The 23501-nt window shown below is 73.0% G+C and carries 16 protein-coding genes; 9 read left to right on the top strand and 7 right to left on the bottom strand.

Annotated features, from left to right (window positions below; genetic code table 11):
• Positions 1 to 183: 183 nt before the first annotated feature.
• Positions 184 to 945 carry an alpha/beta fold hydrolase gene (locus AB0C27_RS14350; protein WP_357843008.1) on the top strand — a complete coding sequence of 254 codons (762 nt, stop codon included), beginning with the start codon at positions 184 to 186 and terminating at the stop codon, positions 943 to 945.
• Positions 946 to 1029: 84 nt separating this feature from the next.
• Here AB0C27_RS14350 and AB0C27_RS14355 read toward each other — a convergent pair whose 3' ends face one another.
• The 6 genes from AB0C27_RS14355 to AB0C27_RS14380 form a co-directional block, all read right to left on the bottom strand.
• A complete protein-coding gene (locus AB0C27_RS14355; RefSeq protein WP_357843011.1) occupies positions 1030 to 1983 on the bottom strand; it encodes an alpha/beta hydrolase in 954 nt (317 codons plus the stop codon).
• 14 nt (positions 1984 to 1997) lie between these two features.
• Positions 1998 to 2858 (bottom strand): 3-hydroxybutyryl-CoA dehydrogenase, encoded by an 861-nt coding sequence (locus AB0C27_RS14360; RefSeq protein WP_357843014.1) that lies wholly within the window; start codon positions 2856 to 2858, stop codon positions 1998 to 2000.
• The gene (locus tag AB0C27_RS14365) at positions 2855 to 3832 is read right to left on the bottom strand and encodes a beta-ketoacyl-ACP synthase 3 (protein ID WP_357843017.1); all 978 of its coding nucleotides are present in this window, start codon (positions 3830 to 3832) and stop codon (positions 2855 to 2857) included. The genes AB0C27_RS14360 and AB0C27_RS14365 overlap by 4 nt, the downstream gene beginning before the upstream one ends.
• 15 nt (positions 3833 to 3847) lie before the next feature.
• A complete protein-coding gene (gene ccrA, locus AB0C27_RS14370) occupies positions 3848 to 5185 on the bottom strand; it encodes a crotonyl-CoA carboxylase/reductase (protein WP_357843020.1) in 1338 nt (445 codons plus the stop codon).
• A 72-nt stretch (positions 5186 to 5257) separates the two neighbouring features.
• Entirely contained in the window at positions 5258 to 6667 is a 1410-nt protein-coding gene (locus tag AB0C27_RS14375) for a carboxyl transferase domain-containing protein (protein WP_357843022.1), read from the bottom strand.
• An 83-nt stretch (positions 6668 to 6750) separates the two neighbouring features.
• Complete coding sequence (locus tag AB0C27_RS14380) at positions 6751 to 8994, bottom strand: penicillin acylase family protein (RefSeq protein WP_357843025.1); 2244 nt, start codon at positions 8992 to 8994, stop codon at positions 6751 to 6753.
• A gap of 153 nt (positions 8995 to 9147) precedes the next feature.
• Between AB0C27_RS14380 and rfbC the strand changes: the two genes are divergently transcribed.
• Genes rfbC through AB0C27_RS14400 form a run of 4 tightly spaced genes read left to right on the top strand, consistent with a single transcriptional unit; the run spans position 9148 to position 12700 of the window.
• The gene (rfbC, locus tag AB0C27_RS14385; protein WP_357843028.1) at positions 9148 to 9768 is read left to right on the top strand and encodes a dTDP-4-dehydrorhamnose 3,5-epimerase; all 621 of its coding nucleotides are present in this window, start codon (positions 9148 to 9150) and stop codon (positions 9766 to 9768) included.
• On the top strand, positions 9765 to 10880 hold the full coding sequence (locus AB0C27_RS14390; protein ID WP_357843031.1) for a DegT/DnrJ/EryC1/StrS family aminotransferase: 1116 nt from the start codon (positions 9765 to 9767) through the stop codon (positions 10878 to 10880). Before rfbC ends, AB0C27_RS14390 begins: the two co-directional genes overlap by 4 nt.
• Before the next feature lie 3 nt (positions 10881 to 10883).
• Complete coding sequence (locus AB0C27_RS14395; protein ID WP_357843034.1) at positions 10884 to 11783, top strand: proline iminopeptidase-family hydrolase; 900 nt, start codon at positions 10884 to 10886, stop codon at positions 11781 to 11783.
• Positions 11780 to 12700 carry an ACP S-malonyltransferase gene (locus AB0C27_RS14400; RefSeq protein WP_357843037.1) on the top strand — a complete coding sequence of 307 codons (921 nt, stop codon included), beginning with the start codon at positions 11780 to 11782 and terminating at the stop codon, positions 12698 to 12700. Before AB0C27_RS14395 ends, AB0C27_RS14400 begins: the two co-directional genes overlap by 4 nt.
• 67 nt (positions 12701 to 12767) lie before the next feature.
• On the opposite strand, the gene AB0C27_RS14405 is transcribed toward AB0C27_RS14400, so the two are convergent.
• Positions 12768 to 13013 carry an acyl carrier protein gene (locus tag AB0C27_RS14405; protein ID WP_346111845.1) on the bottom strand — a complete coding sequence of 82 codons (246 nt, stop codon included), beginning with the start codon at positions 13011 to 13013 and terminating at the stop codon, positions 12768 to 12770.
• A gap of 56 nt (positions 13014 to 13069) precedes the next feature.
• Here AB0C27_RS14405 and AB0C27_RS14410 point away from each other — a divergent pair, with 56 nt between their 5' ends.
• The 4 genes from AB0C27_RS14410 to AB0C27_RS14425 form a co-directional block, all read left to right on the top strand.
• A complete protein-coding gene (locus AB0C27_RS14410; RefSeq protein ID WP_357843040.1) occupies positions 13070 to 14542 on the top strand; it encodes an AMP-binding protein in 1473 nt (490 codons plus the stop codon).
• Positions 14543 to 14663: 121 nt separating this feature from the next.
• Positions 14664 to 16274: an AMP-binding protein gene (locus AB0C27_RS14415; RefSeq protein ID WP_357843043.1), complete on the top strand. Its 1611-nt coding sequence runs from the start codon at positions 14664 to 14666 to the stop codon at positions 16272 to 16274.
• A complete protein-coding gene (locus tag AB0C27_RS14420) occupies positions 16271 to 17512 on the top strand; it encodes a type III PLP-dependent enzyme (RefSeq protein ID WP_357843046.1) in 1242 nt (413 codons plus the stop codon). Before AB0C27_RS14415 ends, AB0C27_RS14420 begins: the two co-directional genes overlap by 4 nt.
• A gap of 78 nt (positions 17513 to 17590) precedes the next feature.
• On the top strand, positions 17591 to 23501 hold a 5911-nt coding region (locus AB0C27_RS14425), incomplete at its 3' end, for a beta-ketoacyl synthase N-terminal-like domain-containing protein (RefSeq protein WP_357843049.1).

Consider the following 23501-nt stretch of genomic DNA (forward strand, 5'->3'; position numbering starts at 1 on the left):
GTTATTCATCACGCGATGGCCGTAATTCATCATTTCATCACGCCGTACGAGGCCGGCTCGTGAGTTTTACCAGACGCGCTGCGGCCCCCTATCGGAACCGCACGAACTAGGGGTTTGCGATCCCCGTCCGCGTCCTCGAATATTAAATTATCGCTCTATCGAAGTAAGGATGTTATTGGCCTCATGGACGACAACACGACACCTGGCGACTGGATCCGGCACTTCGCGCGGCGGCCCGGAGACGGAGCCGTGCTGCTCTGCCTGCCGCACGCGGGCGGCTCGGCCGGCTCTTTCATGCCCGTCGCGCGCCTGGCCGGCGAGTGGGCCGAGGTGCTGTCCGTGCAGTATCCGGGGCGGCAGGACCGGCGCCTCGAACCGTGCGTGGACAGTGTGACCGACATGGCCGACCGGATCGCCGCCGAGGTGCGCTCGTGGACCCGCCGGCCGCTGATCCTGTTCGGGCACAGCATGGGCGCCGTGGTGGCGTACGAGCTGGCGCGGCGCCTGGAGCGGTCCGGGGTCACGCCGGCCGGGCTGTTCGTGTCCGGGCGGCCGGCGCCCTCGTTCGTGCGCGACCGCGGGCTGCACCGCAAGCCCGACGCCGACCTGCTCGCCGAGGTGCGCGCGCTCGGCGGCACCGCCTCCGTGCTGCTGCAGGACGAGGAGTTCATGCGCGCGGCGCTGCCCGCGATCAGGGCCGACTACCGGGCCATCGAGACCTACCGGCACACCGACGGGCCGGCGCTGGGCTGCCCGGTGATCGCGCTGACGGGCGAGGACGACCCCAGGGCGCCGGTCGCGGAGGTGGCGGCCTGGCGCGCGCACACCACCGGGGCGTTCCGGATGCACACCTTCCCCGGCGGCCACTTCTACCTGACCGAGCACCTGCCGCGGATCGTCTCCCTGATCCGCGAGCACGCCGCCGCGACCGTCCCGTCTCCCTGACCGTCCGCCGGGCCGGCCGTCCGGCCGCCCGGTCTGATGTCCGATCAGATGGCCGGTCCGCCGCCTGCCCGGTCGGCCGTCCGGTCAGTTGTCCGTACCGTGCAGGGCACGGCGGAGGGCGGCGACCATGTCGGCGTTCATCCGCCGGGTCAGCGCCACGTCCGCGATGATCGCGGCCCCGTGGAACGCGCCGGGATAGAGGTGCAGCTCGGTCGGCACGCCGTCCTGCACGAGCCGCTGGGCGTACGCGATGCCCTCGTCACGCAGCGGGTCGAACTCGCACACCGCCACGAACGCCGGCGGCAGCCCGCTCAGGTCCGCGGCCCTGATGGGCGCCGCGTGCGGCGGCGCGATCCCGTCACGACCCAGGTAGTAGCGCCAGCTCAGCACGGCGTCGGGCCGGTTCCACATCGGCGTGTCGGTGAAGGCCCGCATCGAGGGCGTGGCCAGCCGGTCGTCGGTCACCGGCACGTCCAGGAACTGGAACCGCAGCGGCGGCCCGCCACGGTCGCGGGTGAGCAGCGCCAGCGCGGTGGCCAGGTTGCCGCCCGCGCTGTCACCGGCGGCCGCGATCCGGTCCGGGTCCACGCCCAGCTCCCCGGCCGCGCCCGCCAGCCACTCCAGGGTGGCGTACGTGTCGTCGAGCGCCGCCGGGTACGGATGCTCGGGCGCCAGCCGGTAGTCCACGGCCACCACGACCGCCGGCACCAGGTCGGCCAGCCGCAGGCAGCGTACGCTGAAGTAGTCGAGCTCTCCCGACACGAAGCCGCCGCCGTGCAGGTAGATGATCGCGGGCAGCGGCCCCTCCGCCCGAGGCCGGAAGACCCGCACCGGCACCCCACCAGGCACCTCGCCGGGCACGCGCCGGTCCTCGACCGTCACCTCGCGCCGCGGCGTGTACGACGGCAGCCGCCGCTCGATCTCGGCCAGCAGGGCCGGGTCGGGCGGCGGGCCGTCCCGCCGGATCACCTCGCTCAGCGGCACGGACGGGATCAGCTCGGCGTAGGGGACCAGCTCCGGATCGAAGGCGTACGGCAAGAATCTCTCCTCGTTCAGGGGTAGGCGTGGAACCCGCGGCCCGTCTTCCTGCCGAGCAGGCCGCCCTCGACCATGCGCAGCAGGATCGGCGGCGGCGCGAGCTGCGGCTGCTTGAGCTCCTGGTACAGGGCCGAGGCGATGGAGGTGACGGTGTCGAGCCCGATCAGGTCGGCCAGCCGCAGCGGCCCCACCGGATGGCCGCAGCCCAGCGTCATGCCCTTGTCGACCATCTCGGCGTCGGCGAAGCCCGATTCGACCATCCGCATGGCCGACAGCAGGTACGGGATCAGCAGCGTGTTGATCAGGAAGCCGGCCCGGTCCTGCGACTCGATGACCTCCTTGCCGAGCACCCCGGAGACGAACGCGGCGGCCCGCTCGCGGGTCCGCTCGGCCGTCAGCAGCGAGGCGACCAGCTCGACCAGCGGCAGCAGCGGGACCGGGCTGAAGAAGTGCACCCCGATCACCCGCTCGGGCCTGCTGGTGGCCCTGGCCAGGCGGATGATCGGGATGGAGGAGGTGTTGGAGGCCAGAACAGCCTGCGGATCCTCGATGATCTTGTCGAGTTCGCCGAACACGTGCAGCTTCAGCGCCTCGTCCTCGGGGACCGCCTCGACCACGAACTCCCGGTCGGCCAGCTGGTGCAGGTCCGTGGTGAACGAGACGCGCGCCAGCGCCGCGTCCCGCTGCTCCGTGGTGATGGCTCCCTTGCGCACGCCCTGGCCGAGCGAGCGGGTCACCCGCTCCAGCCCGCGCGCGCCGGCGGCGGGGGACTGGACGGCCACGCGGACGTCGAGGCCCGCGCGGGCGCACACGTCGGCGATGCCGGCTCCCATGAGCCCGCAGCCGACCACGCCGATCTTCTCCGGCTGGTTCATCGTTCCTCCTCCTGCGCCGCCCACCGCAGCAGGCCCGCCCCGATCGCCATCCCGCCGCCGAACCCGGCCAGCAGCACCAGATCCCCGTGCCGCAACATGCCGGCCCTGTTCGCCTCGTCCAGCGTCACCGCGACCGAGGCGCTGCCCACGTTCCCGTACCGGTCGACCGTGCGGGGCATGAGCGCGCCTCCCAGCCCCGCACGCTCGGCCAGCTCCGTCACCAGGACGCCGTTGGCCTGGTGCGGGATGAACACGTCCACGTCGGAGAGACTGTGCCCGTGCCGGGCGGCCAGTGCCGCCAGCGCCGGCGGCACCCGTTCCAGGACGAATTCCTTGACCTGACGGCCCTCCATCCGGAAGAAGCCGTCCTCCACCCTGATCAGCCCCTGCCTGGACCCGTCGGAGGCCAGCTCGAAGCCGAGAAAGCCGGAAGGCGCCGATCCAGGCGCCGGTTCGAGGATCGGCGGCCCAGGGGCCGGACCCACCACCGCGGCGCCCGCCCCGTCGCCGAACAGCACGGCCGTGCGCCGGTCGGAGAAGTCCAGGATGCGCGAGTACACGTCCGCGGCCACCACCAGCACCGGCCGCCCGCTCTCGGCCACCAGGTCCCTGGCCAGCGCCAGGCCGTAGACGAAGCCGCTGCACACGGCGTTGACGTCGAAGCAGGCCGCGCCGGTCGCGCCGACCGCGTGCTGCACGGTGACCGAGACCGGCGGCTGCGGCGTGTCGGCCGTGGAGGTGGAGACGATGACGTAGCCCAGCTCCGCCGGGTCGATCCGCTCCAGGGCCCGCTGCGCGGCGCGCACGGCCAGGTCGGCGGTGCTCTCGCCGGCCGCCGCGAAACGCCGTGACGAGATGCGCGTCCTGGCCACGATCCACTCCGGTGTGACACCCGCAGCCGCGGCCAGCTCCTCGTTGCCCACCTCTTCCTTGGGCAGGTAGGAGCCGGTGGCGACGATTCCCACGGCACGCACGTTGTCGCTCCCGCCTCAGCCGCGCAGGGCGTGCAGACGATCCTCGCCGACGCGGGCGCGGAAACCGGGATCCATCACGCCCATGCCCGGCTCGGGAGCCAGGCAGAGCACGCCGACCTTGCCCTGATGCTCGTTCAGCTGGACGAGCCTGGCCGCCTCGGCGACGTCCTCCAGCGGGTACTGCGTGGCCAGCGTCGGCACCAGCACACCCTTGGCGAACAGCCGCAGGCACTCCCACGTCTCCTGGAGGTTGGCCGCGTGGCTGCCGACGATCCGCTTGAGGTTCATCCACAGGTAGCGGTTGTCGTACTCGTGTGCGAAGCCCGTGCTCGATCCGCACGTGACGACCGCGCCGCCGCGGCGGACCACGAAGGTCGAGATGCCGAACGTGTCGCGGCCCACGTAGTCGAAGACCACGTGCGGATCCTCGCCCGTCGCGGCCCTGATCGCCCGGCCGAGCCGCTTGCCCGCCGCGATCGTCTCGCCCGGCGTGGCCGGCGGCCGGCCGCCCAGCCCGATCTCGTTGCGGTCGATGACGACGTCGCAGCCGAGCCGGCGCAGCAGATCGGCCTTGCGCTCCGAACCGACCACGCCGATCGGGACGCCGCCCGCCGCCTTCACCATCTGCACCGCGTACGCGCCGAGCCCGCCCGCCGCGCCCCAGATCAGCACCAGGTCGCCCAGCTTGATCGGGGTGCCGCGATGGCTGATCAGCATCCGGTAGGCGGTGACCGCGCACAACGTGATGGACGCGGCCTCCTCCCAGGTCAGGTGGGCCGGCTTGGGCGCGAGCTGGCTGGCCCGCGCGACCGTGTAGTGGGCGAGCCCGCCGAAGTTCGTCTCGAACCCCCACACCCGCTGCTCGGCGCCCATCATCCCGTCGCCGTGCGTGGCGGGCTCCTGGTCGTCCACGTACGACGGGCTGATGACGACGTGGTCGCCCGGCCGCCAGCGGCGCACGCCGTCGCCGACCCGGACGATCACACCGGCGCCGTCGGAGCCGAGCACGTGGTACGGCAGGTCGTGGCGGCGGGCGTACCCGCCGGTGGCGGCGAAGCGTTCGAGGAAGCCGAAGGTCGGCAGCGGCTCGAACATCGCCGACCACACCGTGTTGTAGTTGATCGAGCTGGCCATCACCGCGATCAGCACCTCGTCGGGGGCCAGCTCCGGCATCGGCACGGTGCCCACGCGCAGCGACTTGCGCACGTCCTTGTCGTCGCCGTCGTTCATACCGTCGAACATGTGCACGTCCTCCACCCGCAGGTGGGCGGCGAGATAGTCGCCGGGCACCGGGGCCGCGGCCAGTTCCTCCGGGCTCGCACCGCTCAGCACGGCTTCGGTCAGGGCATCCATGACGCTTCGTCCTTCCGGTTCACTTCCGGCCGGTTCGTGTCCGGTCCGCTTCCTGCTTGCGTCCGGTCCGGTTCACAACGGGATGTTGGCGTGCGGGCCCCGCCTGGAGGGCGCGGCGGCCAGCGCCGCGGACAGTTTGCGCCGGGTCGAGGTGCGCTCGATGATCTCGTCCACGACGCCCAGGGACCGCGCCCTGTCCACGCCGCCGCTCTCGCGGTCGAGCCGCTCGGCCAGGCTGCGCTGCAGCGCCGCCCGCTCCGCCTCGGGCGCCCTGGCCAGCTCCTTGCGGTGCACGATGCCGGCCGCGGCCTCGGCGCTCATCACCGCGATGCTGGTGCCGGGCCAGGCGAAGACGCGGGTGGCGCCGAGTGAGCGGGAGTTCATCGCGATGTACGCCCCGCCGTACGCCTTGCGCGTCACCAGCGTCACGCGCGGCACCTCGGCGGCGGCGAAGGCGTGCAGCAGCTTGGCGCCCCGCCTGATCACGCCGTCCCACTCCTGCCGCACGCCCGGCAGGTAGCCGGGCACGTCGGCCAGGACGACGAGCGGCACGCCCAGCGCATCGCACATCCGGACGAAGCGGGCGGCCTTCTCGGCGCTGAGCGAGTCGAGGCAGCCGCCCTTGCGCAGCGGGTTGTTGGCGACGACCCCGACCGCGCCGCCGGTGAGCCGGCCGAGGCCGATCACGATGTTCGGCGCCCAGCGCGGCTGCAGCTCGACGAACGGCTGCCCGGGATCGAGGATCGCCTTGACCAGCGGCCGCACGTCGTAGGCGCGGCGGGGGTTGTCCGGCAGCAGCCCGGCCAGCCCGTCGCAGTCGCCGGCGGTGCGCGGGGAGAACAGGGAGGGGCCGGCCAGCAGGCCGGTGAGCTGGCGGGCGGTGGCGTAGGCGGCCTCCTCGGTCGCGGTGACCACGTGGGCGACCCCGGATTTGACGCCGTGGGCGGCGGGGCCGCCGAGCGCCTCCATGTCGATCTCCTCGCCGGTGACCTTGCGGACCACGTCGGGCCCCGTCACGAACATCCGCGCGGGCTCCGCCATGATCACCACGTCGGTGAGCGCCGGGCCGTAGGCGGCGGCCCCGGCGGCCGGGCCCAGGATGACGCTGATCTGCGGCACCCGGCCCGACGCCCGCGTGATGGCGGCGAACACCCGCCCCACGCCGTCCATCGACTCCACGCCGTCGGCCAGCCGCGCGCCGCCCGAGTGCCACAGCCCGATCACCGGGCTGCCCTCGCGGGCCGCCCGGTCGATGGCCGCCACGATCCGCTCGCAGCCGCCGGCGCCGAGCGCGCCGCCCATGACGGCCGCGTCGGTGCAGAAGGCGAGCACGGACCGGCCGCCGATCCTGCCCCGCGCGGTCGCCACACCCGTGGCGTCGCTCTCGGTCAGGTACGTCACCGAACCCGGGTCGAGCAGGCGGGACAGGCGGACGGCGGGAGCGCGGCCATCCAGCCGGGAATTTTCTGCAATGACCGTCAACGCCGTCATCCGTTCGTCGCGGAGAGGTAAAGGCAAATGCACGCTAACCGCGGGGCGGTGACCGGACCAACCCCTTACCACCCCTATCCCGACACCGGTGTCAGCGTTATCCGGCCGGCTGCGGCGGACTCCACGGCGGCTCGGCCGTAAACGAGCGGGAAGTATTCGCCGCGCTGCCACGACGCGGCCAGGTCGCGATAATGCGGATCGCGCGGGTCACCGGACTGCCCGGGCGCGTTGATCGCCAGCGAATTGTCCCAGGCGCCCACGTCGAGCACCATTCTGAACGACGCCCCTGAAACGTGCCGGAAATCGCTCGGAAGATACGTCGAGGCGTTCACCGTGTACGCCGACCCGCCACGCGGGAACGGGCCCACGTCGTCGCCGGCGGCGGAGGTGAAGGTCGTGCGCTGCAGGTCGCCCCACCGCCAGGCGGCCGGGTCGGGGCCGAGCCGGGCCGCCACGTCGTCGTAGGCGGCGGCCAGCGTGCGCACCATCAGCGCCTCGTGGCCGCCGCGCGCCAGCTCCTCCAGGATCGTGCGCAGGTCGAAGAAGGGCACCTCGGGCGGCAGCCCCGACTCCGCGACGAACCCGGGGCCGAGATGGCGGGTCAGCCACGTCTCGAACAGGGCGGCCGGCCCGGAGTCCACCGCGCACACCCCGTCGAACCCCTTGAGCACCGCCAGCGCCCGCACCGCCGACGGGTCCTGCGTGGTCAGGTCGCGCAGCAGCGGCACCAGCGACCTGGCCGGCAGGGACACCACGTCGTTCTGCAGCCGGGCCGAGCCGCGCACGTCGGCGCGTTTGTCGGCGGAGAGCACCTCGTCGATCCGCTGCCGCCGGAACGGCTGATCCCACTCATAGCCGACGACCGGTGAGCCGGGCGGCAGGTTGTACTCGTTCGCCGAGGCCACGAACCCGGCCGGCGGATCGAGCAGGCGGGGCAGCTCGCGGCCGTCGCGGAAACCGGCCCACTCGTAGCGGCCGTCGCCGGGCACGGGCAGCAGCCCGTCGTAGCCGGTCCGCTTGGGGGCCAGGCCGCCGGGCACCCAGCCGACGTGGCCGCGGGAGTCGGCGTAGATCTGGTTCTCCGGCGGGCCGCCCCAGGTGCGCATGGCCTCGGTGAAGCCGCCGAAGTCGCGGGCGCGCAGGTAACGCATCGAGCCGAAGTAGGGAGCGGTGCCGGGCTCCAGCCACGTGGTGCGCAGCGCGTACGCCAGGCCGCGCTCAGGGTCGGTCGCGATGACCGGGCCGTGCCGGGTGAACGTCAGCTTCGCCGGCCGCCCGGCGATCTGCTCGGTGACCTCGCGGAACGGCTCCCACTCGCCCTTGTACGCGTACGAGCCGCCCTTGGTCCGGTAGACGTACAGATCCTCCTGGTCCATCGCGAAGACGGTCAGGCCGAACGCGATCGTGCCGTTGTGCCCGATCGAGACGCCGGGCAGGGCCGGCTCGCCCGCGCCGATGACGTCGAGCCCGGGCGCCGACAGGTGGGTGAGATACCGCAGCGCGGGCGCGGTCAGCGACCGGTGCGGGTCGGAGGCCAGCACCGGCCGGCCCGTCGCCGTGCGGCCGGGTGAGACCGCCCACGCGTTGCTGCCTTCCGACACCGCCCGCGGCTCGGTGACCAGCGTGTTGCCCGAGACCCTGACGCCCTGCGTACCGAGCTGGTAGACGCGCAGCACGTCGGCGGGGATCGCGCACGGGTCGAGCCCGCGCGGCACCCGCGTCTTGTGCGCAGGCTGGAGCCGCCACAGCTTGCGGTCGGCCTCGATGCCCGCCTTGCACACGACGGCGGCGCGCAGCACCTCGGTGGACAGGTTCATGGCCAGGCCGTGGCTGCGGACGCGCACCACGTCCTCGGGCCGCCACCGGGACGGGCGGTAGCCGAGCCGGGTGAACTCGGGCGGCATCGCCTCCGGGTTCTCCTCCAGGTGCGCGACGTAGGCGTTGATCCCCGCGGTGAAGGCGGTCGCGGCCTGCCGGGCGCCGGGGCCGTAGGCCGCCCACTCGCGGTCCATGTCGCCCCGGTAGAGGAACAGCCGGGCGGCGCGGTCGCGCTCGGCGTGCTCGGGCCCGAACACCTCCGACAGCAGCCCGAGCCCGCGCCGCCGCCACAGGTCGAGCTGGAACAGCCGGTCCCGCGCGGCGTTGAAACCCTGCGCCAGGAAAAGGTCCTGATCATTTTCCGCGTAAATGTGCGGAACTCCCCAGCGGTCCACGATTATCTCCGCGGGCGCGCGTAATCCAGGCACCTGGAATCGTTTCTCCGGAATGACGTGCAGCGGTACGGCCAGCATAATGACGGCCAGCAGAATCCTTCCCATGACACGCATCAAACGGGTGCCGGGGAAGCCGGTCAACGGCGTTACCCCCGTTTAGGGGAGTGGCCGCACGATAAGGGTTGGTAGGGGGTTGTTCGGCGGCTCGCGCGCGGCCGACCATGAAACGTCAGCCAGGCCCTTCGAAAGGTCACACCAATGCAGTTGCACCGACTGGACGTGGACGGCGCCTTCCTGGCGGATCCGGTGATCTACCCCGACGACAGAGGCCACTTCCTGGAACTGTTCAGCCAGCCTGCCTTCCAACGGGACGTCGGCCACGAGCTGAACGTGGCGCAGGTCAACTGCTCGCTGTCGCGGCGGGGCACGATCCGGGGCCTGCACGCGGTGGCGCTGCCCAGCCAGGCCCGCTACGTCACCTGCCCGCAGGGCGGCATCATCGACATCGTCGTGGACATCCGGCTGGGCTCGCCCACGTACGGGGAGTACGTCGCCGCCGAGCTGACCGAGACCAACCGGCGGGCGCTCTACCTGGCCGAGGGCCTCGCCCACGGCTTCGCCCCGCTCACCGACGAGGCGACCGTCGTCTACCTGTGCTCCAGCACGTGGGCCCCGGGACGCGAGGTGCAGATCAACGCGCTCGACCCCGAGCTGAACCTGCCCTGGCCCGTCACACCCGAGCCGCTGATGTCGGAGAAGGACCGTGCCGCCCCCACGCTGCGGGAGGCGGCCGAGCGCGGCCTGCTGCCCGCCTACACCGACTGCCAGGAGCTGTACGCCCGCCTGGACGGCCTCGCCGTGGGCGGTGACCGGCGATGATCCCGCTGTTCAAGGTCGCCATGTCGGCCGAGGCCCCGGCGGCCGCCGCCGAGGTGCTCGGCAGCGGCATGGTCGGCCAGGGCCCCAAGGTCGAGGCGTTCGAACGGGCACTGGCCGCCCGCGTCGGCAACCCGCGCGTCGTCACCGTCAACAGCGGCACCTCCGGCCTGACCCTGGCCCTGCGCCTGGTCACCGGCCACCGGCCGGCGAGCGGCGGCGAGGTGCTGTCCACGCCGCTCACCATGGAGGCCACCAACTGGGCGATCCTGGCCAACGGCCTGCGCATCAAGTGGGTGGACGTCGACCCGGCCACGCTCACCATGGACCTCGACGACCTGGCCAGGAAGATCACCCCCAGCACGCGCGCCATCGTGGTCGTGCACTTCGCCGGCTACCCCGTGGACCTGGCCAGGCTGGAGGCCGTGCTCGACCGGGCCGAGGCGCTGCACGGGTTCCGGCCGCCGGTCGTCGAGGACTGCGCCCACGCCTGGGGCGCCACCTACGACGGCACGCCGATCGGCGCGCACGGCAACGTCTCCGTCTTCAGCTTCCAGGCCATCAAGCACCTGACCTGCGGCGACGGCGGCGCGATGACCCTGCCGACGCCGGAGCTGCACCAGCGGGCCCGGCTGTTGCGCTGGTTCGGCATCGAACGCTCCGCCGACCGGCTGAGCAACCCGCCCGACGTCGCCGAGTGGGGCTACAAGTTCCACATGAACGACATCAACGCCGCCGTCGGCCTGGCCAACCTGGACACGGCCGAGCGGGCGCTGGCCAGGCAGCGGGAGAACGCCGCCTTCTACGACGCCGAGCTGTCAGGCGTGCCCGGGGTCGAGCTCACCGAGCGGGCGGCCGATCGTACGCACTCGTTCTGGATCTACCCGATGAAGGTCGAGGACCGGGCCGGGTTCGTCAAGCGCATGAACGAGGCCGGGATCATGGCGAGCAACGTGCACGAACGCAACGACAAGCACTCCGTGGTACGCGGATTCGCCGCCGACCTGCCCGGCCTCGACGCCGTTGCCCCGCGCGTCGTGTGCGTGCCGGTGGGGTGGTGGGTGAGCGACGAGCAGCGCCGGCACATCGCCGACACGATCAAGCGGGGCTGGTGAACGATGTCCCGCCCCGCCACTGTGAAGGGCCATCTGCCGTTCGGGCCGTACCGGACCTGGTACCGCCGCACCGGCGAGCTGCCCGGCGCCGGGCCCGCCGTCGTCGCGCTGCACGGAGGCCCCGGCAGCACCCACGACTACCTCGTCGGCCTGGCCGGCCTGGCCGACCACGGCTATCCCGTGATCCACTACGACCAGCTCGGCAACGGCGGCTCCACCCACCTGCCCGACGCGCCTCCCGGCTTCTGGACGCCGCGCCTGTTCCTGGACGAGCTGGACAACCTGCTCGACCGGCTCGGGCTGCGTGACGGCTACGTGCTGGTCGGGCAGTCGTGGGGCGGGATGCTGGGCGCCGCCCACGCCGCCGCCCGGCCGCCGGGGCTGCGCGGGCTGGTGATCGCGAACGCCCCCGTGTCGTACCCGCTGTGGCTGAAGGAGATGGCGGTGCTGCGCGGCCGGCTGCCGCCCGGAGTGGACGACGTGCTGCGGGCTCATGAGGAGGCTGGTACGACCGACTCGCGGGAGTACTTCGAGGCGATGATGGTCTTCTACAACCGCCACGTCTGCCGGCTGTCTCCTTGGCCTCAGGAGTTTCAGGCCACCTTCATGGAGATCTACAACGATCCGACCGTCTACTACGCGATGAACGGGCCCAGTGAGTTTCACGTGATCGGGTCGCTCCGCGACTGGGGTGTGGAGGATCGGGTCGCCGAGATCGACGTGCCCACCCTGCTCATCTCGGGGCGGTACGACGAGGCCACTCCGGAGACCGTGCGGCCGTACTTCGAGCTCATCCCCGACGTGCGGTGGGAGATCTTCGAGAACTCCAGCCACACCCCCCACCTTGAGGAGCCGGAGCGGTTCACGCAGGTCCTGCTCGACCACCTGAAGGAGTGCGGATGAGCGGCGGCACCGCTTTCGTCTTCCCCGGCATGGGGCCCACGGACGCAGGGGAGGCGGCCGCCTTCCTCGAACGCGACCCGGTGGCGCGCGAGCTGTTCGGCCGCGCCTCCGACACGGTCGGCTACCCCGTGGCCGAACGGTACGCCGAGGCGGACGACGACTACAGCCAGGCCGCGCAGGTGGCGTTCCTGGTGAACTGCCTGGCGCTGGCCTCCTGGGCCGAACGCGAGCTCGGCCTCACCCCCGAGCTGTGCGTGGGGCCCAGCTTCGGCGGGAAGGCCGCCGCCGCGTACGCGCAGGCGCTCGGCTTCGAGCCGGCCGTCCGCATGACGGCCGAGATCGCCCGGCACACGCGGGACTACTTCGCCACGGCCCACCCCGGCGTGGTCACCCACTCCTTCGTCCGCGTGCCCGGCCCGGCGCAGGCGGAGATCATGCACGACCTGGAACGGCGCGGGATCTGGCACGAGCTGTCGTGCCGCGTGGACCACGACTTCGTCATGCTCTCGCTGCCCGGCACCGAGCTGGACTGGCTGGACGGGCGGATCAGGAAGGCCGGCGGCCTGTCGCTCTACACGATGCGCCCGCCCATGCACGCCGCCGCGTTCGCGCCGCTGCGCCGCACGGTCGAGCGGGAGGTGCTGGCGGGGCTGGAGTTCGCCGACCCCAAGCTGCCGGTGCTGGACGACGCCGGCGGTGCGGCGCTCACGACGGGGGAGCAGGTGCGCACGCTGCTGCTCGACGCCTTCGTCCGGGCGCCGTCCTGGCCGTCTGTGGTCGAGTCGATGCTGCGGCGCGGGGTGACCCGGCTCTGCGTGACGGGCCAGGACAGCCTGTTCGGCCGGGTGCCCGTCACGACGCGGAACTTCGCGGTGGTCGCCGTGAACCCGAGGTCGGCCCTGAAGGGCCGGTTCTGACGGGTCGGTTCTGAGGAGACGGGGTGCTCATGGGACGGCGGCGGAGCCGTGGCGGCCCCGCCCGCGCTCAGCTCGCCAGGGACAGCGCCCGCCACAGCGTGGCGGGCGTCCCGAACGTCTCCCGCGTCAGCGCCTCGGCGGCCAGGCGCACGCCGTACGCCTGCTCCAGGGACGTCAGCAGCTCGACAATGGCCATCGAGTCGAGCCCGGCGTCGGTCAGATCGGTGTCGGCGCGCAGTTCTTCGCCGGGCCCGAGAAAAGGAAGCGCGCCGCGGACGAGCGTCTCGAACTTATCGTCCCAGGGGGAAGTCATGATTTCCTCGCTTTCGGTAGGACTCACGTAATCGACGGTATAGGCGGAATCCGGAGATGTCCATCACGAAAATCAATCGGCCTCTTTATTCGCTATTCAGGAAAGGGCTCGCCAAGAATCCCGGCGGGCCTGCGTTCACGATCGGCGGCGACAGCGCCACGTACGCGGATACGGACGCGGCGGCGCTCCGGCTGGCCGGCGGTCTGGCCGGGCGCGGGCACACCGCCGTGGGCGTGCTGGCCCCGCGCGGCCGGACCGCGTACGTGGGCATCCTGGCCGGCCTGTACGCGGGGCTGACCGTCGTGCCGCTCAACCCCGGCTTCCCCCGGGCCCGCACGCTGGCGATGGCGCGCGCGGCCGGCGTGTCCGTGCTGGTCGCCGACGGGCCCGCGGACGAGCTGGGCCTGCCCGTCGCCGCCGAAGGCCCGCCGCTGGCCGAGCCGGTGCCCGTACAGGCGGAGGACGTGGCGTACGTGCTGTTCACCTCGGGCTCCACCGGCACGCCCAAGGGGGTGCCGATCACCCACGGCAACCTGAGCTCCTACTTCTCGTGGGCGGAGCGGCGCTTCGGCTTCGCCCAGGACGACGTCTTCTCGCAGACGTTCGACCTGACCTTCGACTGCGCCATGTTCGACCTGTTCTGCGCCTGGAGCGCGGGCGCGCACGTGCGCGACGTGCCCCCGCACGCCTACCGCGACCTGCCCGGCTACCTCGCCGCGCACGGCGTGACCGTCTGGTTCTCCACGCCCGGCGCGATCGGCGCCGTCCGCAGGGCCGGCGGCCTGACCCCCGGCTCGATGCCGGGCCTGCGCTGGAGTCTGTTCGCCGGGGAGGCGCTGAAGTGCGCCGACGCCGCCGCCTGGCAGGCCGCCGCGCCCGCCGCCACGCTGGAGAACCTCTACGGCCCGACCGAGCTGACCATCACGATCAGCGCGCACCGCTGGACGCCCGGCTCGCCCGCACTCGGCGTGAACGGCCTGGCGCCCATCGGCGCCGTCAACGACGGCCACGACCACCTGCTCCTCGACGAGCGCGGCCGGCCCGCAGGCGCCGAGGGCGAGCTGTGGATCACCGGCCCCCAGCTCACCCCCGGCTACCTCGATCCGGCGCACGGCCACGGCCGCTTCGTCGAACGCGACGGCCGCACCTGGTACAACACCGGCGACCGGGCCCGCAGGACGGCGAGCGGCGAACTGGTCTACCTCGGCCGGGCCGACGCCCAGGTGCAGGTGCGCGGCTGGCGCGTGGAGACGGCCGAGATCGACCACGCCGTACGCGGCCTGCGCGGCGTCGAGGACGCGGTCACCGTCGGCGTCGACAACGGCGACACCGCCGAACTCGTCGTCTTCTACACCGGTCTTCAACAGGCCTCGGCCGAAATGGCACGCGGATTGCGCCAGACGCTTCCTGACGGCATCGTGCCACGGCATTATCGTCACTTCGCCGCATTGCCGATGAACGGCAACAGAAAAACGGACCGGGCTTATCTACGGAACCTGGCCGGAGCAGTGCTAAGGGGCGAGGCATAAGGCTTAGGGGGCCGTTAGGGGTGTGGCTTCGGAAGCGCCGGGACTACTTTCTCCAGGGGATAAGGAAAGCCGCCCGCGAGGTCCGAAGGCCGGACGTGGGGCCCGGACATGGATGCCAGACATGGATGGAGGAACGACCATGGCCACGACGCCGTCCCTCCGCTCGGGCCTCGTCCACGACCTGCTGGACGAGGCCGCCGCCCGCCACCCGCTGGGCCGGGCGGTGCGTGACGCCAGGGGCGCCCTGACGTACCAGCAGGTGACGCGGCTCAGCAACGCCGTCGCAGGATGGCTGGTCGCCGGCGGAGTGCGGCTGGGCGACCGGGTTCTCGTCAGGACCCGCAACCGGCGCGAGATCGTCCCCCTGCTGTACGGCATCTGGCGCGCCGGCGCCGCCGCGGTGCCGATCAACCCCGGCATGAAGCCGTTCCACCTGCGCTCGGTCCTCGCGGACGCCGAACCAGCGGTGCTGATCACCGACGACGGCGGCGACCCGGCCGACTTGAGCACCGCCCGCGCGGCCACGCCCAACGGGACCGCCCGCTCGGGCCCGGCGCCCGACGGGAGCGCGGACCCGCTCGACTGGAGCGCCGTCCCCGTCGTGTCGCTCGACGAGCTCTGGACGGACATCGAGGTCCTGGCCGGACTGGCCGCCAGGCCCGACCCGGTGAAGGTCGGGCCCGACGACGTGGCGCTGCTCATCTACACCTCCGGCAGCACCGCCGCCCCGAAGGGCGTGGTGTGCCCGCACGCGCGGGTGTCGTTCGCGGCCTCCGCGATCAACGCGGTGCTCGGCTACCGCGCCGACGACGTCGTCTACTGCCGGCTACCGCTCTCCTTCGACTACGGCCTCTACCAGATCATGCTGGCCGCGCTCGGCGGCGCGGAGCTCGTGCTCGCCGACGACGAACCCGACCTCGGCCTGCTCAGGGCCATCGAGGAGTGCGGCGCCACCGTGGTGCCCATCGTGCCCTCACTCGGCAGCATGATCGCCTCCCTCGCCGGGCGCGGCGGGCACGACCCCGGCCGCGTGCGCATGTTCACCAACACCGGCGCCGCCCTGCCCGAGACCACCATCCAGGCCCTGCGCGCCGGCTTCCCCGGCGCCGCGGTGGTGCGCATGTACGGCATCACCGAGTGCAAGCGCGTCACCATCATGGACCCGGAGCTCGGCGACGAGCGGCCGGGCTCGTCAGGTAGGGCGCTGCCCGGCACCACCGTCGCCGTCCTCGGCGCCGCCGGCCGCCCCGTGCCCCCCGGCGTCAGCGGCGAGATCGTCGTCTCCGGACCGAACGTCATGGCCGGCTACTGGCGCGCGCCCGAGCTCACCGCCGCCGTCTACCGCCCCGACCCCGAGACGGGCGAGACCCGCCTGCACACCGGCGACCACGGCCACCTCGACGAGGACGGCTTCCTCTACTTCGAAGGCCGCCGCGACGACATGTTCAAGCGCCGCGGCGCCCGCATGAGCACCGTCGAGATCGAGGCCGCCGCCATGGACGTGCCCGGCGTGCGCGCCGCCGCCGCCCTGCCGCCCGGCGACGGCCACGACCTGGTGATCTTCGTCGAGAGCGACCTGCGGCCGCAGGACGTGCTGCGGGGCCTGCGCGAACGCCTCGAACCCGCCAAGACCCCCGCCGCCTGCCACGTCCTGCCCGCCTTCCCGCTGACGCTCAACGGCAAGAACGAGCGCCGGCGCCTGGCCCAGCTGCTGAAGGAAACCCTCGGATGAGCCGTTCGATCAGCCGCGACGACCTCGCGGCCCGCTTCGGAAGCCCCCTCTACGTCTACGACCTGGACCGGGTCGCCGCCGCCCATGACGACCTCATGGCCGCGCTGCCCGACGGGGTCACCCGCTACTTCTCGCTCAAGGCCAACCCCCACCCCGAGATCGGCCGTACCCTGCGCGAACGCGGCGCGCGCGCCGAGATCAGCTCGACCGGGGAGCTGGACGCGGCGTTCGCGGCCGGGTTCGACGCCTCGGAGATCCTCTACACGGGCCCCGGCAAGACCCACGACGAACTCGCCGTCGCCCTCGACGCCGGGGTGCGCACGTTCTCCGTCGAGTCGCCGTCGGACCTGCGTCACGTCGGCGCCGCCGCCACCGTGCGCGGCGTCGTCGCCGACTGCCTGCTGCGCATCAACAGCGTCGAGTCAGGCGGCACCACCAGCATCAGGATGACCGGCGCGCCGTCCCAGTTCGGCATCGACAGTGAGACGCTGCCCGCGCTCATGCCCGAGCTGAGCACCGTGCCCGGCACCCGGCTGGCGGGGGTGCACCTGTTCTCGCTCAGCAACGCCAAGGACGAAGACAGCCTCATCGCCGAGTTCCGCCACACCGCCGCCACCGCCGCCCGGCTGCGGAAGGAGACCGGCATGCCCATCGGCCTGCTGGACCTGGGCGGCGGCTTCGCGGCGCCGTACCTCGCCCACGGCGAGCGCACCGTCTACTCCGGGCTGCGGGCCGCGCTGGAGGAGGTGCTCGACGAGCACTTCCCCGGCTGGCGCGACGGCGAGCCGCGGGTGGCCGTCGAGTCCGGCCGCTACCTGGTCGGCGACTGCGGCGAGCTCGTCTGCACCGTGGTGAACGTCAAGGAGAGCCGCGGCCGGCGGTTCGTCATCCTCGACGCCGGCATCAACGTGCTCGGCGGCATGTCCGGGCTCGGCCGCCTGCTGCCCATCACCGTCGAGGTCGACACGGGCTCGGATGATTCGGGCGAGGCGGGAGAGGCCCTGGAGCCCGCCACGCTCGCCGGCCCCCTCTGCACCCCAGGCGACATCCTCGGCAGGAACGTGGACGTCCCCCGCCTGCGCCCCGGCGACGTCGTGACGATCCCGAACGCGGGCGCGTACGGGATGACCGCCAGCCTCGTCATGTTCCTCGGCCGGCCCGCCCCCGCCGAGGTCGTCGTCCACGACGGCGAGGTCGTGTCGATCTCCCGCGTCGAGTTCCACCGCAAGTACGAGTAGGCCCACCGGCCCACCCCGCAGGACCACCCGCCAGACCCACGCGCACGTACGCATGAGCGAGCGACGGAGTACGGAAAAGTGAGCGAGCAGCGTAGCTTCCTGGTCAAGCTGGTACGAGACGTCACCGTCGGCATCCTGCGGACCACGCACCCCGACCCGCCGGACACGGTGGACCCCGCCCGCGGCTTCCGCGAGCTCGGCCTGGACTCGCTCGGCGCGGTGGAGCTGCACGACCGGCTCGCCGAGGCCGTCGGCGCCGACCTGCCCATGACGCTCGCGTTCGACCACCCCACGCCGCAGGCCGTGGCCGACTTCCTGCACGCCCACCTGTACGGCGACACCGCCGGCCGCGACGAGGTCAGGGTCGCCTCCGCCTCCGCCTCCGCCTCCGCCTCCGCCGATCCCCTGGCGATCATCGGCATCGGCTGCCGCTACCCCGGCGGCGTCACCACGCCCGACGAGTTGTGGCGGTTCGTGGCCGAGGGCCGCGAGAGCGTCACCGGCTTCCCCACCAACCGCGGCTGGGACCTGGAACGGCTCTTCGACGACAACCCCGAGACGCCCAACACCTCCTACCTGCGCCAGGCGCACTTCCTGCACGACGCCGACGCGTTCGACCCCGCCTTCTTCGGCATCAACCCACGCGAGGCCCTGGCCATGGACCCGCAGCAGCGGATCGTCCTGGAGACCGCCTGGGAGGCGCTCGAACACGCCGGCATCGACCCCGCCACCCTCCGGGGCAGCGGCACCGGCGTCTTCATCGGCGCCGAGCCGCAGGACTACGGGCCCCGCCTGGACAAGGCGCCCGCCGACGTCGAGGGCTACCTCGTCACCGGCAACGCCACCAGCGTCGTCTCCGGCCGCGTCGCCTACACCTTCGGCTTCGAAGGCCCGACCTTCACCGTCGACACCGCCTGCTCGGCCTCCCTCGTCGCCCTCCACCTGGCCTGCCGGTCGCTGCGTGAGGGGGAGACCGACCTCGCCCTGGCCGGCGGGGTCACCGTCATGTCCACCCCCGGCACGTTCACCGCGTTCAGCCGCCAGCGGGTCATGTCGCGCGACGGCCGGTGCAAGGCGTTCGCCGCCTCCGCCGACGGGGCCGCCTTCTCCGAGGGCGCCGGCATCCTCGCCGTCGAACGCCTCTCCGACGCGCTGCGCCACGGCCACCCCGTGCTCGCCGTGATCCGCGGCTCGGCCATCAACCAGGACGGCGCCAGCAGCGGCCTCACCGCCCCCAACGGGCCATCGCAGGAACGGGTGATCCGCCAGGCCCTGGCCAACGCCGGCCTCACGCCCGACCAGGTGGACGCGGTGGAGGCACACGGGACCGGCACCAAACTGGGCGACCCGATCGAGGCGCACGCCCTGCTCGCCACGTACGGCCGCGACCGCGACGGGCGCGGCCCGCTCCGCCTCGGCTCCGTCAAGTCCAACCTCGGCCACACCCAGGCCGCCGCCGGCGTCGCCGGGGTGATCAAGATGGTGATGGCCATGCGGCACTCCATGCTGCCGCGCACCCTGCACGTGGACGAGCCGTCGCCGTACGTGGACTGGTCGTCGGGCGGGGTGGAGCTGCTGCTGGAGGACACGCCGTGGCCCGCGAACGGGCTGCCGAGGCGGGCCGGGGTGTCGTCCTTCGGCGTCTCGGGCACGAACGCCCACGTCGTCATCGAGGAACCTCCCGCGACCGAGAAACTTTTCGCCGTCGGGACGGGGCTCGCGTCAGGGACGAGGCTCGCGTCAGGGACGGATTCGACGTCCGGGACGGGGCCCGAGTCTCAGCTGGACTCCGTGTCGGGGGACGAGGCCGAGGCGACCACCGTTCATGAAGCGGCCGGCGGGCGTACCGCGTCGGTGCTCTACGGCGACCGCACGCCTGACGTGCTGCCGTTCGCCGTGTCGGGCAGAAGCGAGGCAGCACTGCGCGCACAGGCGGCGGCCCTGGCGGATCACCTTTCCGGACGTCTCACCGGGCAGCCCGACGGGCACGCTGACGGACATCCGGACGGGCGACCCGACGGAGAGCCCACCGTGACCGAGCCCGCCGTCGCCCTGCCTGACGTGGCCCGATCCCTGCTCACCACCCGCACCCCATGGGAGCACCGCGCCGTCGTCATCGCCGGCGGAGGCGACCCTGACGCCCTGACGTCCGCGCTCACGGCACTGGCCGACGGCGAGCCCGCACCCAACCTCGTCCTCGGCACCACCCACGCCGGCGCCGAAGCCCGCGCACAGGCCGTGTTCATCTTCCCCGGCCAAGGCTCCCAGTGGCCCGGCATGGCCGCCGAACTCCTGCGGACCAGCCCCGTCTTCGCCACCAGCATGACCGAGGTGGCCGCCGAGATCGACCGGCACGTGGACTGGCACGTGCTCGAAGCCCTGCACGACCCCGCCGCCCTGGACCGGCTGGAGGTCGTGCAGCCGGTGCTGTTCGCGGTGATGGTGTCGCTGGCAGCCCTGTGGGAGTCGATGGGCGTGCGCCCGTCCGCCGTCGTGGGCCACTCCCAGGGCGAGGTGGCCGCCGCGTACGTGGCCGGCGGCCTGTCGCTGGAGGACGCCGTACGCGTGATCGTGCTGCGCAGCCGCCTGTTCGCCGAGACGCTGGTCGGCAAGGGCGCCATCGCCGCCATCGCGCTGCCCGCGTCCGACCTGGAACGGCGCCTGACCCAGTGGGACGGCCGCCTGTCGGTGGGCGCGCGGAACGGCCCCTCCCACTCCACCGTCGTCGGCGACGAGGCGGCGCTCGCCGAACTGGTGGCGCAGTGCGAGGCGGAGGGGATCAGGGCCCGGCACCTGGCCAGCACCGTCGCCTCCCACAGCGACCAGGTGGACCCGCTGCACGACCGCCTGCTCGACCTGCTGGCGCCGATCCGCCCGCGCACCGGCCACGTGCCCTTCTACTCGACGGTCACCGGTGACGCGCTGGACACGGCCGAGCTGACCCCCGAGTACTGGTTCGGCAACGCCCGCCGTCCCGTCGCCTTCCACGACGTCGTCACCGCGCTGCTGCGGGACGGGCGCGGCGCGTTCATCGAGTGCAGCGCGCACCCGGTGCTCGTCATGAGCGTCCGCGACACCATCGAGGCCGCCGGCGCGGACGCCTACGCCACCGGGACGCTGCGCCGCGACGAGGGCGGGCCCGCGCGCTTCCTCACCTCGGCGGCCGAGGCGTATGCGAACGGCGTCCCCGCCGACCTGACCACCGCCGTCGGCGGCGGCACTTCGCCGACCAGGGTGGAGCTGCCCACGTACGCGTTCCAGCGGCGCCGCTTCTGGCTCGACGCCTCGGCGGGAGGCGAGGACGTCACCGCCGCCGGGCTGTCGGCGGCGGGACATCCGCTGCTGGGCGCGGCCGTGGTGCTCGCCGAGTCCGGCGGGATCGTGCTGACCGGCCGGCTGGCCCTGCACACGCAGGCGTGGCTGGCCGACCACGCCGCCTCGGGCACGGTGCTGCTGCCCGGCACCGCGTTCGTGGAGCTGGCCATCGCGGCCGGCGACCACGTCGGCTGCGGTCACCTGGCCGAGCTGACCCTGGAGGCCCCGCTGCCGCTGCCTGAGCGCGGGGCCGTGCAGGTGCAGATCGCCGTCGGCCCCGAGACGGACGGCGCCCGTACGATCACCGTGCACTCCAGAATCGGCGAAGGCCCCTGGACCCGCCACGCCAGCGGCCTCCTCACCCCACACGGCGCCCCCGCCGACCTCCCCTCTGCCGGTTTCGCTTCCGCCGCTGTCGCCCCTGCTGGTGTCGACTCTGCCGGTGCCGACCCTGTGGGGATCAACTCCGCTGGCGTCGGCCTCACCGCGTGGCCGCCTCCAGGTGCCGTCCCTGTACCGGTGGACGGCCTGTACGAGCGGCTCGCCGCGGCCGGCTACGGGTACGGCCCGACGTTCCAGGGGGTGAAGGCCGCCTGGCTGCGCGACGGCGAGGTCTTCGCCGAGGTGGCGCTCCCCGAAGGCGCCGGCGCCGACCGCTACGGCCTGCACCCCGCGCTGCTGGACGCCGCCCTGCACGCCGAAGCCCTGCTCGGCGACGACGAGCAGGGCGTCACCCTGCCCTTCGCCTGGACCGGCGTCACCCTGCACGCCTCCGGCGCGGCGGCGGCCCGCGTCCACCTGTGTCGCACGGGCCGCGACACCATCCAGTTGATCGCCGCCGACCCAGCCGGGGCGCCGCTGATCACGGTCGAGTCCCTCGTCTCGCGGCCGAACTCGGCGAGCGCGCTCGCACCTGCCCGCCACGACTCCCTGTACCGAGTCGAGTGGAGCCCCCTGCCAGACCTCCCCGCCCCAGCCGGCCGCCCCGTCGCCGCCCTGGGCACCGGAGCCGACACCCTCGTGCGGTACGGCCTGGCCGCGCACGCCTACACGGGCCTGACCGACCTGATCGCCGCCGACCAACTACCCGGCACGGTCTTCGTCACCTTGCGCGACACCGGAACCGGCGACCAAGCGCCTCAGGCGGCCCTCCCGTCAGCAATGCTGTCTGCGCCCGCGCCCGCGCCCGCGCCCGCGCCCGCGCCCGCGTCTGCGGCTGCAGACGCGACGCCGCCTGAGCCGGGCGAGAATGTCGCGCGGCTCGGTGGTGAGGTCGCCGAGGAGGCGCTGGCGCTCGTACAAGCATGGCTGGCCGAGGAGCGGCTGGCCGACACGCGGCTCGTCATCGTCACGCGAGGCGCCGCGCCCGCCGGGACGGACGGTGACGTTCCCGACCTGGCCGCCGCGCCCGTGTGGGGCCTGATCAGGTCGGCCCAGTCCGAGCACCCCGGCCGGTTCGCGCTGCTCGACCTCGACCCCGACGGCAGCGGCGTGCCCGCCGGCGCGGTGCTCGCGGCACTGGGCGACGGTGAACCGCAGCTCGCCGTACGCCCCTCGCCCGACCCCACCGCCGCCACCGCCGCCGCCACCGCCACGGGCAAGCTGCTCGCCCCCAGGCTGGCCCGCGCCGCCACCACGCCCACCCTCATCCCGCCCACCGGCGATTGGCGTCTGGACGCCCCCGCCAAGGGCAGCCTCTCCGCCCTGTCGCTGGTCCCCGTCCCCACCCGCTCCCTGGAGGAGGGCGAGGTCAGGGTCGCCGTACGGGCCGCGGGACTGAACTTCCGTGACCTGGTGGTCGTGCTCGGCATGGTCCCCGAGAACGACGAGCCGATCGGCGGCGAGATCGCCGGCGTGGTGACCGAGGTGGGCCCGGGTGTGACGGGCCTGGCCGTGGGTGACCGGGTGATGGGCCTGATGGACGGCGCGTTCGGCCCCTCCGGCGTCACTGACCAGCGCCTGCTCGCGCCGATCCCCGAGGGGTGGTCGTTCGCGGAGGCGGCTGCGGTGCCGGTGGCGTTCCTGACCGCGTACTACGGACTGGTGGACCTGGCCGGTCTCCGGCCGGGGGAGAAGGTGCTGATCCACGCGGCGGCGGGCGGCGTCGGCATGGCGGCGGTGCAGATCGCCCGCCACCTCGGCGCGGAGGTGTACGGCACTGCCGGCCCCGCCAAATGGCCGGCCACCGGCCTGGACGAAGACCACCTGGCCAGCTCCCGCACCCTGGAGTTCGCCGACCGCTTCCCACAGATGGATGTCGTCCTGAACTCCCTGGCCGGAGACTTCACCGACGCCTCACTCGGCCTCCTCAAACCCGACGGCCGCTTCCTGGAGCTCGGCAAGACCGACATCAGGACCGACAGCGGCGTCCATTACCTGCTCTACTCCCTCATGGAGGCCGGACCCGACCGGCTCGGCACGATGTTGTCCGAGGTCCTGGCGCTGTTCCGGGACGGGGTGATGGAGCGGTTGCCGGTGCGGACGTGGGATGTGCGGCGGGCCCCGGAGGCGTTCCGCCTGATGCAGCGGGCGGGACACGTCGGGAAGATCGTGTTGCGGATGCCGCCGGTGCTGGACCTGGAACGCCCGATTCTCATCACGGGCGGGACCGGGACGCTGGGCGGCCTGGTCGCTAGGCATCTGGTCTCGTCGTACGGAGCCCGAAGTCTGGTGC

The organism is Nonomuraea sp. NPDC048882 (assembly GCF_040649755.1).
GTDB lineage: Bacteria > Actinomycetota > Actinomycetes > Streptosporangiales > Streptosporangiaceae > Nonomuraea > Nonomuraea maheshkhaliensis.